The organism is Nocardia exalbida NBRC 100660, from assembly GCF_000308575.1.
Lineage (GTDB): Bacteria > Actinomycetota > Actinomycetes > Mycobacteriales > Mycobacteriaceae > Nocardia > Nocardia exalbida.
This window is the reverse complement of record NZ_BAFZ01000126.1, coordinates 44302-54709: the sequence shown is the minus strand read 5'-3', so window position 1 is coordinate 54709 and position 10408 is coordinate 44302. Positions and strand designations below refer to the sequence as shown.

General features: G+C 69.1%; 9 protein-coding genes. 6 read left to right on the top strand and 3 right to left on the bottom strand.

All coding sequences use genetic code 11. The annotated features are described in order from the left end of the window. Positions 1-9: 9 nt before the first annotated feature. Positions 10-981 carry an MBL fold metallo-hydrolase gene (locus tag ON29_RS29220; RefSeq protein WP_174371878.1) on the top strand — a complete coding sequence of 324 codons (972 nt, stop codon included), beginning with the start codon at positions 10-12 and terminating at the stop codon, positions 979-981. 6 nt (positions 982-987) lie between these two features. Here ON29_RS29220 and ON29_RS29215 read toward each other — a convergent pair whose 3' ends face one another. Continuing rightward, the gene (locus tag ON29_RS29215) at positions 988-1965 is read right to left on the bottom strand and encodes an NAD(P)H-dependent flavin oxidoreductase (protein ID WP_174371877.1); all 978 of its coding nucleotides are present in this window, start codon (positions 1963-1965) and stop codon (positions 988-990) included. Positions 1966-2306: 341 nt separating this feature from the next. Here ON29_RS29215 and fadD5 point away from each other — a divergent pair, with 341 nt between their 5' ends. Then, complete coding sequence (gene fadD5, locus ON29_RS29210) at positions 2307-3878, top strand: fatty-acid--CoA ligase FadD5 (RefSeq protein ID WP_040871335.1); 1572 nt, start codon at positions 2307-2309, stop codon at positions 3876-3878. Between the two features lie 67 nt (positions 3879-3945). Next, a complete protein-coding gene (locus ON29_RS29205) occupies positions 3946-4551 on the top strand; it encodes a cysteine hydrolase family protein (protein ID WP_040871240.1) in 606 nt (201 codons plus the stop codon). A 40-nt stretch (positions 4552-4591) separates the two neighbouring features. Here ON29_RS29205 and ON29_RS34090 read toward each other — a convergent pair whose 3' ends face one another. Then, complete coding sequence (locus tag ON29_RS34090; RefSeq protein ID WP_051175695.1) at positions 4592-5161, bottom strand: TetR/AcrR family transcriptional regulator; 570 nt, start codon at positions 5159-5161, stop codon at positions 4592-4594. 98 nt (positions 5162-5259) lie between these two features. Between ON29_RS34090 and ON29_RS29195 the strand changes: the two genes are divergently transcribed. Then, the gene (locus ON29_RS29195; protein WP_063825387.1) at positions 5260-5943 is read left to right on the top strand and encodes a class I SAM-dependent methyltransferase; all 684 of its coding nucleotides are present in this window, start codon (positions 5260-5262) and stop codon (positions 5941-5943) included. Positions 5944-5966: 23 nt separating this feature from the next. On the opposite strand, the gene ON29_RS29190 is transcribed toward ON29_RS29195, so the two are convergent. Further along, positions 5967-8339, bottom strand: a complete 2373-nt coding sequence (locus ON29_RS29190) for a lysylphosphatidylglycerol synthase transmembrane domain-containing protein (protein WP_040871238.1) — start codon at positions 8337-8339, stop codon at positions 5967-5969. 276 nt (positions 8340-8615) lie between these two features. On the opposite strand from ON29_RS29190, the gene ON29_RS29185 reads away from it, so the two are divergent. Further along, positions 8616-9515: a polysaccharide deacetylase family protein gene (locus ON29_RS29185; protein WP_040871237.1), complete on the top strand. Its 900-nt coding sequence runs from the start codon at positions 8616-8618 to the stop codon at positions 9513-9515. A 20-nt stretch (positions 9516-9535) separates the two neighbouring features. Continuing rightward, positions 9536-10405 (top strand): SDR family NAD(P)-dependent oxidoreductase, encoded by an 870-nt coding sequence (locus ON29_RS29180; protein ID WP_040871236.1) that lies wholly within the window; start codon positions 9536-9538, stop codon positions 10403-10405. Positions 10406-10408 lie beyond the last annotated feature (3 nt).

Below are 10408 nucleotides of genomic sequence, written 5' to 3'. Positions count from 1 at the left end.
CGTGGCACCGTGACCGAACCGGACAGCGGTGCCGCCACCCGCGCCGAGCGCACACCGACTCTGCCCGTCCTGCTGCGCTGCTGCGCCGCGCTGGCGGCCACGCCGGGCCGGTTGTTGCGGCCGCGCCGCCCCGACACCACCCTGCTGGCGAACCTCGAAGTGCTGGCGCCGCCCCCCGCGCGCGCCACGGTCGAGCTGACCGTGCTGACCCAGGCCACCATGTCCGCGCCGACCACCATCGTGGCCGAGGGCGTGCGCAGCCTACGGGAGATGCGGCTGTCGATGGCGGCGTTCCTGGTCGAGCATCCGAAGGCGCGTTTCCTGGTCGATCCGGCCCTGTGCGCGGGCGTGCACGAACGCGTGCTGCCCGAACTCCCCTTCCCGGTGCCGCTGCTCGTCGCGCCGGACAAGCCGGTGCTCGGTCTGGCCGACGCGCTCGCCGCGCACGACGTGGCGGGCGAGGACATCGATTTCGTGGTGCCGACCCACCTGCACTGGGACCATGTCTCGGGCCTGCTCGAGTTGCCCGCATCGGTCGAGATCCGGTTGCCGGGAGCCGAGTACGACTGGGCGATGGGCGGCCCGCACGCGCCCGCCGGTGTGGCGCGTGGCCCGCTGCGTGGACGCGGCTTCGACCGCTTCGACCTCGACGGCCCGCCGGTGCTGACCTTCCCGCGCAGCAAGGACCTGTTCGGCGACGGTTCGGTGCTGTTGGTCGATCTCGCGGGCCACACGCCGGGCAGCATCGGTGTGCTGCTGGCGGTGGACGACGGCAGTCGGGTGCTGCTCGCGGGCGACGCCGTCTGGAGCAAGTTGCAGGTCGATCTGCTGCGGGAGAAGGCGCCGATGCCCGGCAAGCTGTTCGACGCCGACCGGGACGCCGCCTTCGCCACCATCCACCGCCTGCACGCGCTGCCCGACGGCATCGAACTCGTCGCGAGCCACGACTACGCGGCCGTCACCGCCCGCGCGGCCAGGTAACTCCGGTCAGCCGACCACCACGGTTTCGGCGAGGCGCGCAGTGATCAGCTGCTCGGCCTCGGTGACCATCCGGCCGATCAGTTCGGCGCAGGTCGGGATGTCGTGGATCAAGCCCTGGCACAGGCCGACCGACCAGATGCCGGCGTCCAGATCGCCCTCTTCGAACACCCGGCGGCCGCGCGCTCCGGCGACCAGATCCCGCACGTCGTCGAACGTGCCGCCGGACTTCTCGATCTCGACGACCTTGCGGCTGATCTCGTTGTCCGCGACCCGCGCCGTGTTGCGCATGGTGCGGAAGATGAGCTGGGTGTCGCGCTCGGAGTTCGCGACGATCTTCTCCTTGACCTTCTGATCGATCGAGGACTCCTGCGTGCACAGGAACCGGGTGCCCATGTTGACGCCGTCCGCGCCGAGGGCGAGCGCGGCGACCAGGCCGCGGGCGTCGGCGATCCCGCCGGAGGCGATCATCGGGATGGTCAGTTCGCGGGCGGCGGCGGGGATGAGCACGAGGCCGGGAACGTCGTCCTCGCCGGGATGGCCCGCGCACTCGAAGCCGTCGATGCTCACCCCGTCCACACCGATCCGCTCGGCCTTCAGCGCGTGCCGCACGCTGGTGCACTTGTGCAGCACCTTGATGCCGGCGTCCTTGTAGTAGGGCAGAAACGGCTCCGGGTTGCTGCCCGCCGTCTCGACGATCTTGATGCCGCTGTCGATGATCGCCTGCACGTATTCCGCGTACGGCGGCGGGTTGATCGACGGCAGGATGGTGACGTTCACGCCGAACGGCTTGTCGGTCAGCTCTTTGGTGCGCGCGATCTCGCGGCGCAGGTCGTCGGGGGTCGGCTGGGTCAGGGCCGTGATGAAGCCGAGCCCGCCCGCGTTGGCGACCGCCGCGACGAGTTCGGCCCGCCCCACCCACATCATGCCGCCCTGCACGATCGGGTGCTTCACTCCGAACTTCTCAGTGAACCTGGTCCGCAGCATTGCGCTTCTCCTATACCTCGCGCGGGCGTGCCGGTTCGCCCGTTGAGGTCGATGGTGACACGAGGATCGCCTCGCATTCAACTCATAAGTGAGCCGAGGTTCGCATATTTGATGATCTTTTCCGGCATTGTCCGCGCGGCGCCGCGACTGCGATGAGATCGTATAGCCTGCTAGAAGGCGCGCCGCCGGGCTCGACACCCGGCCGGGGCTGATTAACCCCGATTCATCTCGCTATCCCTTGCTGGTCGGATAAGTTAGTTGCTATTCTGCACGCGATTCAGCCCGTCGCCGCCGTCGGACAACCCGGCGGGCCGATGACGGTCCGAGAGGAGTTCGTGGCAATGACCACCGGGGCAGCAGCGCTCGACGAACCGATCAGGTCGCGGCGCAACCACTGGAACAACCAGCTCGCCGTGCACGCGCAGATGCGCCCGGACGCGGTCGCGCTGCGATTCCGTGGCGTGGACACCACCTGGCGGCAGTTGCACGAGCGGTCGCTGAAGTTCGCCGACGGATTGGCCCGCCGGGGCGTCGGGTTCGGCGACCGGGTGCTGATCCTGGCGCTGAACTACCCGGAGTACCTCGAAGCCGTGTTCGGCATCAACGCGCTGGGCGCGATCGCGGTGCCGGTCAACTTCCGCCTGACGCCGCCGGAGGTCGCCTACATCGTCAGCGACAGCGGAGCCAAGGCGGTCGTCACCGACACCGTGTTGCTGCCGCTGGCCACCGCCGTGCGGGCGCAGGCGCCCACCCTGGAGACCTGCGTGGTGATCGGCGGCGCGTCCGGCGACGGCGTGATCGGCTTCGACGACCTGCTCGCCGAGCCGGGTGAGCCGCACACCCCGCTGGACATCCCCGAGGACACCCCCAGCCTCATCATGTACACCTCGGGCACCACCGGCAGCCCGAAAGGCGCGGTGCTGACCCACGCGAACATGAACGCCCAGGCGCTGACCTGCATCCGGGCGCTGGCGATGCAGCCGGAGTCGATCGGGCTGTGCACCTCGCCGCTGTTCCACATCGCGGGCCTCGGCAGTCTCGCCCCGGCTTTCCTGCTCGGTGCGAAAACGGTGCTGCATCCGCTCGGCGCATTCGACGCCGGTGAGTTCCTGGACGCACTGGAGCAGGAGCAGGCCACCTCCGCCTTCTGCGTGCCCGCCCAGTGGCAGCTGGTCTGCGACCACCCGACGGTGAAGGATCGCAAGCTCGCGCTGGAGGCGCTCAGCTGGGGCGCGGCGCCCGCCTCGGACACCGTGCTGCGCGCGATGGCGGAGTGCTTCCCGAACGCGTTCAACGTCGCGGTGTTCGGGCAGACGGAGATGTCGCCGATCACCTGCGTGCTGGAGGGCAAGGACGCGATCCGCAAGCTCGGCTCGGTCGGCAAGCCCATCCCGACCATTCAGGCGCGCATCGTCGACGAGGAGATGAACGACGTCGCACCCGGTGAGGTCGGCGAGATCGTCTACCGCGGCCCGACGCTCATGCAGGGTTACTGGAACAAGCCGGAGGCCACCGCCGAGGCGTTCGCGGGCGGCTGGTTCCACTCCGGCGACCTGGTCCGCCAGGACGAAGAGGGCTTCATCTACGTGGTCGACCGCAAGAAGGACATGATCATCTCCGGCGGAGAGAACATCTACTGCGCCGAGGTGGAGAACGTCCTGTTCGCGCATCCGAAGATCCGCGAGGCGGCGGTGGTCGGCCGCACGCACGAGAAGTGGGGCGAGGTGCCGGTCGCGGTGGTCGCGCTGCACAACCCGGACGACGAGTTGACCCTGGCCGAGCTGGAGCCGTTCCTCAACGAGAACCTGGCGCGCTACAAGCACCCCAAGGACCTGGTGCTGCTGGCCGAGCTGCCGCGCAACGCGAGCGGCAAGGTGGTGAAAGTCCAGCTGCGCAAGGATTATTCGTCCTGAGCGCGCGCTGTGTTCGTTTCACGTGAATCGGACGATTTACCCGGGCGCGGATGCGTAAGGTCGTCGTATGGCGACCCGACGCATCCGCGCCGCCGTGCTGGCGCTGCACTGGCAGGTGAATGTCATTCGGCCGGAAGGCTTTTTCGGCCCCATGCTGGCCGCGCCCGTGGCAACCACGGGCGTGGTGGCGCGGGCGGCGGATTTCCACACCGCGGCGCTGGCGGCGCGAATTCCGGTGATCTTCACCCGGTTCACCATCCCGGTCGGGGAAGGCGAGCTGGTGCGCAACACCGGATTCATGCGCTCGGTCGGCGCGGCGCAGACCGAGTTCCGGCCGGATTCGCCAGGCGCGGCGATCATTCCGGAGATGGCGGCGCAGCCGACGGAAGTCTTCGACAACCAGAAGCTGTCCGGTCTCGCGGGCAGCAAACTGCCGGAGTGGCTGGCGGATCAGGGTATCGAGACGCTGTTCGTCACGGGCGTCGCGACCAATCTCACCGTCGAGCAGACCGCGCGTCACGGCACCGATCTCGGGTTCACCGTGCACCCGGTGGCCGATTGCGTGGCCGCCGCCTCCCCGGAAGCGCACGAAGCCGCGCTGGCCAACCTCGAACTCGTCACCGCGGGCAGCGTGCGGGCCGCCGACGCGGTGGAGCGCATGAACTCGCGCTGATCCGCGGTCCGCGTCCGGGAATCCGCGCGGCGACGGCCCGTCAAACCCCGTCGCTCAAGCCCGGGCCGACCAAGCGCACCAAGCGGCGGTACGCCTCTTCGGCCGAGAGCGGTGGGTGCCCCTCCGCGATCGCGCCGAGCAGGCCGACGACGCCCCAGGACAGGAACGTCACGGTGGTCGCGAACTCCTCCTCCGGCATCGCCAGCCGGTCGCGCAGCCGCTCGGCGAGGATCTGCGCGACCATCACCCGGGTGGTGCGCAGCAGCACGGTGCCGCTCTTGCGGCCGAGCAGAGCCCGGTAGATCTCCGGATTACCCGCGGCCAGTTCGAACAGCGTACGAACCGGCGCCAGCAGGTCGGGTCCTTCGGCGCCGGTCTCGGCCGCCGCCAGGGCCGCGCGCAGGTAATCGGTGCTGCTGCGCAACAGCAGATCGTCTTTGTCCCGGTAGTGCGCGTAGAACGTCGACCGCCCGACGTCCGCGCGAGCCAGGATGTCGCGGACGGTGATCCGGTCGTAAGCGCGCTCGACCATGAGCTCGATCAGCGCCCGATGCAGCAGGGCTCTGGTACGCCGGACCCGGCGATCGGCGCTGTCCTGTTCTTCCGGCACGATGCCTCCCGCACAAATGTCTCGTATGCGTCCGGTTCCGGACGGATCCCGAAGCATTGCCCCTGGTCGACGGTGCCTCGTGGGCCGATCCTGAACTCATGTCCGGAAACGAACCCCAGTCTGCCATCGCTTCGCACGCCGAGGTCGGCGTCCTGCTCACCCAACCGCGCCGCTACCGCGCGTTCAAGGCCGCTTTCCTGCTCGACCGGGGAGATCGCCTGAACGGCCGCCTCGCCGAACTGGCCCGCCCGGTGCCCGGCGCGGACGTCATCGATATCGGTTGCGGCCCGGGCGACCTCGCCCTGATGCTGGCGCGCCGCACCGGCCGGGTCACCGGCGTCGACCCGTCGCCGCAGATGATCGACTACGCCACCGCGCGCTCCCGCGACCTGGCGAACTGCCGATTCGAACTCGGTACCGCGCAGGCGCTTCCCTTGCCCGACGCGTCCGCGGATCTGGTGACCTCGACCTTCGCGATGCACCACATCCCCGCCCCCCGCCGAAGCGACGCCGTCGCGCAGATGTTCCGAGTGCTGCGACCCGGGGGCCGGCTCTTGCTCGCCGACACCTATCCGACCGACCCGTTGCGCTCCGCCGCCGTGCGCGTCATGGCGCGGTTCGCGGCCCACCGCACCCACGACACCGGTCACGACCACGGTGATCCCATGGCCGGAGTCGATATCCGCCGATACCGGGATATGTTGCGCGCGAATGGATTCGAGGACGTCGAGTTCGTCACGGTGCGCCCCGCGACCGGCGTCCTGCTGGCTACCAAGCCGTAGGAAGTCCGTCCGTCGGCGTATGCCTAGATCAAGTCCTGCTTCGTCAGCCAGCGCATGGTGGCCCAGCCGCAGAACACCGGAAGCCAGCAGGTGATCACGCGGTAGAGCAGCACCGAGGGCACCGCGATGTCGGCGGGCAGGCCGAACGCGGCCAGACCACCGATCAGCGCGGCCTCGACCGCGCCGACACCGCCCGGGGTCGGCGCGGCCGAGGCCAGCGTGCCGCCGATCATGGTGACGATGGTGACGGTGATGAACGTGGTGCCGCCGCCGAACGCCTCGACGCTGGCCCAGAGCGCGCCCGCGAGGCCGAGGGTGATCGCCGCGCAGCCGAGGACGATCACCGCCGAGCGCCTGGGGTCGCGGGCGAGCACGGCCAGCTCGCCGAGCACTTCCTGTAGTTGCGGGCGCACCGCGTTGTTCAGCCACCGGCGCAGTTTGGGCACGAACATGAACGTGCCGACGATGCCGACGCCGACACCGGCGAGCAGATACAGCACCGTCGCGTCCGGGACGAAGTGCGAGAGATCCGTCGAGGTACCCGCCAAGATGCTGAACGCGAGCAGCAGGCTGACGTGCGTCATCACCTGCACCGCTTGTTGCAGCGCCACCGCGGCGGTGGCGCGCACCGCGCCGACGCCACCCTTCTGCAGGAAGCGGACGCTCAGCGCGAGCCCACCGACCCGCGCGGGCGTGGTCGTCGCGGCGAAAGTGTTGGCGATCTGCATGATCACCAGATTGCGGAAGCTGACCGCGCCGGACGCGCAAGCCCACAGCGCCGCCGCCGCGCCGACATAGGTCAACGCCGAGACCGCGAGCCCCAGCAGCGCCCACCACCAGTTCGCCGTGCGCAGCTGCGTGAAGAAGGTCGGCACCGCGCTGATGAACGGGTAGGCGACGTACACCAGCGCGATCAGCAGAACCAGCTGGATGATCTGGTTACGGGAGAACCGGGTGATCTGCTCGGCTTCGATCCGATTCTGCCCGGTCTGTTTGCGCACCTCGTCGCGGGCGGCGGACAGCGCGGCCTTCCAGTCCGGCACCGCCTTGCGGATCCCGGCCGGTACGGCGGATTTGGTCAACCGGCTGGCCGCGGCGAGCACCCGCGCTTCGCCGAGGGTGTCGATCGCCGCGCACACCGCGGGCTCCTTGCCGAAGGTCGCGGTGGTGGTCACCAGCAACTGGGCGATATCGGATTGCAGTTGCGCGTCCGACGCTCCGTACTCGGCGTTGCCGAAGCCGCCGAACAACGTGACGCCGTCGTCCACGCGGATGTCGATCGGCCGCAGGTCGCCGTGCGAGATCCGCTTCTGATGCAAGGTGTCGAGGGCTCGCCACACCCCGGGCAGCGCGTCGGCGGACCGATCGGTGATCGGCACGCCCCGGGGCCGGGTGTGCGCGTACAACATCCAGCCGCGGGAGAGCGCGGCGACCGCGACGGGCGTACTGCTGCCCAATCCCAGGTCGCCCACGGCGATCGTCATGAGGGCGCGATGCTCGACCACGCGGTGCATGGAACCGTGGATGGCCGCGGTCTCGCTGGAGCGGAATGTCAGCCAGCGCCACAACTGCCGTAGCGCGCCGAAGCTGCGCTGGTTCTTGCCGAACATCTCGATGGTCAGTTCGCGTTCCGGCCCTTCGACGGCGGCGGCGAGCATCAACGGCCCCCGGCCCGCCGGATGCACCACGGTGAATCCGGTGACTGTATGACCGCGTCCGGCGAGCACCCGGACGGCCGCGTCGAGGGGGACCTCCAGCGCGGGAGTGCCGACCACGAGCACGATCACCGCGCCGACCAGCCAGCCGACCGCCAGTCCGAACATCGCCCGCGCGGGCACTACGGTGCTGACCACGAGATGGATCGGCGCGAACGCCAGCAGCAGGAACCACAGCCAGCGCCGCGGCCGGACGGGCAGCCACGGGCTGGCGACGGTGAGCATCGCGGCGATCATCGCGATCCAGCGCGGGTCGTCCAGGAACTGGGACAAGAAGGTGTCCAACCGGTCCGGCACCTGCAGATGCCATTTCGGCGCGGACAGTCCGGTGCCGGTGATGGACAGCAGCAGTCCGGCGACCGCACCGGCCGCCGCGTAACCGGCGAGCAGCTTCCACTGCCTGCCGATGATCAGTTCGATCAGGATCGCGAACGGCAGCGCGAGAATCGCCATGCCGTAGACCAGATACACCAGGTTCGACTGGTGCGGATTGAGGAAACCGACGATGTTGGAGACCGAGCGTTCCAGCGCCAGCCATTCCGGGCGGGTGATCAGTGACGCCGCGATCACGACCGCCACCCACAGCGCCGCGAGAACGACGCGGATGATGTCGCTCGTCCGCCGGATCAGCGGCTGTAGCAGGTTGCCCGTGACCGGGATCTCCCGCCCGTCCACTCGCATGCTGTTCCGCCTCTCCGGGTCTTCAGGCCGTACTGTTCAGGTGGCGCAGGATTGCGTGCAGGTCCTGCGTGGGGTGCCACTCCTGTTCTGTGCGTGCCCGGCGAGTTACCCATGTGCGTACGAAATCAGTTGCCGCGTTCGCTGCACGATACCGGCCGATGCGCGGCGTGAACTCGGCAGAACCCAGCCGCTGCCGGGATCGATGAGGCGCTGTGCCGGACATCACTCGAGATCGAGGTTGATCCTCACACTAGTGTCAAGTTCGAGCATGAGGGCATGGACAACGAACTCTTCGGCTACAGCCCGATCGTCGACCGCCCGCCGCTGCGCTGGCCCGGCAATGCCCGAGTGGCGTTCTATCTCGGGCTCAATGTCGAGCACTACCAGGTGGACCGCCCCTCCACGAGCATCTTCCCCGGCACCGCCGGCCTCGCGCCCGACCCGCTGAACTACGGGTGGCGCGACTACGGGCCGCGCGTCGGCATCTGGCGGGTGATCGAGGTGCTCGACCGGCACGGCATCCGGGCCAGCGCGTTGCTCAACTCGGATGTGGCCGAACACTATCCCCAGATCGTGGCGGCTGGTGTGCGGCGGAACTGGGCGTGGCTCGCGCACGGGAAGAACAACTCGGTCTTCCAGGCCGACCTTCCGCCGGACGAGGAGCGCGCCTACCTCGCCGACGTGGTCACGACCATCGAACGAGCGACCGGCCGCAGGCCGCGTGGCTGGATGGGACCGGCGCTCACCGAGTCGTTCCTGACCCCGTCGCTTCTGGCCGAACTCGGCCTCGGCTACGTGCTCGACTGGACCAACGACGACCAGCCTTATCCCCTGTCGGTGCCCGGCATGCTCAGCGTCCCCTACTCGGTGGAACTCAACGACAACACGCTGTTCCTGGGCAAGGCCACCAGCGGACCGGACTTCGTGCGGATCGTGCGCGATCAGCTCGACCAGCTCTACGCGGAGTCGGCGGGCAGCGGGCGTGTCATGGCGCTGGCCCTGCACCCGTTCGTGATCGGGCAGGCGTTCCGGATCAAGTACCTGGATCAAGCGCTCGACTACGTGGCCGACCACCCGGGGGTGTGGCTGACCACCAGCGACGAGATCGCCGAGCACTACGCGGGCGCGTCGATGCTTGCCGAATACGCGCGAGCCGAAGACGATCGGGTCACCTAAACGATGCTCGGGAGGCAGCGATGACAGCGCAGGACGAGGTACAGGACAAGGACCTCACCGGAAAGACGGTGGTGGTGACCGGCGCGAGCTCCGGTATCGGCGCCGCCGCGGCACAGATGCTCGCGGCCCGCGGCGCAAGCGTCGCGGTGGTCGGCCGGTCACCGGAGCGGACCGCCGAGGTGGCGGCGAAGGCAGGGGCGGAGCCGTTCGTCGCCGACTTCGCCCGGCTCGACGACGTGCGCAAGCTGGCCGACCAGCTGCTCGACCGGTATCCCAGGATCGACGTGCTGGCCAACAACGCGGGCGGCGCGTGGCCCAAGCGCACGGTCACCGACGACGGCAACGAACTCACCTTCCAGGTCAATCACCTGGCGCCGTTCCTGCTCACCAACCTGCTGCTGGAGCGCTTGGCCCACTCGAAGGCCCGGGTGGTGAACACCGCGAGCATGACCTACCGGATGGCCAAGCTGGACCTGGACACGGCCAACGCGGCGACGGGCTCGTTCAACCAGCTCGGCGCGTACGGCACGTCGAAACTGGCGAATATCCTGTTCACCCGGGAACTGGCCCGCCGTACCGAGGGCACCGGGATCACCACCGCGGCCTTCCATCCCGGCGCGGTCGCCACCCACGTCTACGACAACGCCCCGTTGGGTCTCGGCTGGTTCATCCGGTCCCCGCTGGCGCGCCCGTTCTTCATCCAACCGGACAAGGGCGCGCAGCCGCTGGTGCACCTCGCCACCACCGCCGACGGCGCGGCGATCAACGGGCAGTACTTCCACCGGTTCGAGCTGGAGCCGCCGAGCAACAAGCAGGCGGTCGACGCCGATCTCGCGCGACGACTGTGGACGCTGTCCGAGCAGGCCACCGGGCTGACGCCGAGCGAATAGGCC

Excerpts from the sequence above, each read along its gene's own strand:
- ON29_RS29205 (WP_040871240.1), top strand. The coding sequence starts at position 3,946 with ATGGCGACCCGACGCATCCGCGCCGCCGTGCTGGCGCTGCACTGGCAG.
- ON29_RS29215 (WP_174371877.1), bottom strand. The coding sequence starts at position 1,965 with ATGCTGCGGACCAGGTTCACTGAGAAGTTCGGAGTGAAGCACCCGATC.
- ON29_RS29180 (WP_040871236.1), top strand. The coding sequence starts at position 9,536 with ATGACAGCGCAGGACGAGGTACAGGACAAGGACCTCACCGGAAAGACG.
- ON29_RS29185 (WP_040871237.1), top strand. The coding sequence starts at position 8,616 with ATGGACAACGAACTCTTCGGCTACAGCCCGATCGTCGACCGCCCGCCG.
- ON29_RS29195 (WP_063825387.1), top strand. The coding sequence starts at position 5,260 with ATGTCCGGAAACGAACCCCAGTCTGCCATCGCTTCGCACGCCGAGGTC.
- ON29_RS29190 (WP_040871238.1), bottom strand. The coding sequence starts at position 8,339 with ATGCGAGTGGACGGGCGGGAGATCCCGGTCACGGGCAACCTGCTACAG.
- fadD5 (WP_040871335.1), top strand. The coding sequence starts at position 2,307 with ATGACCACCGGGGCAGCAGCGCTCGACGAACCGATCAGGTCGCGGCGC.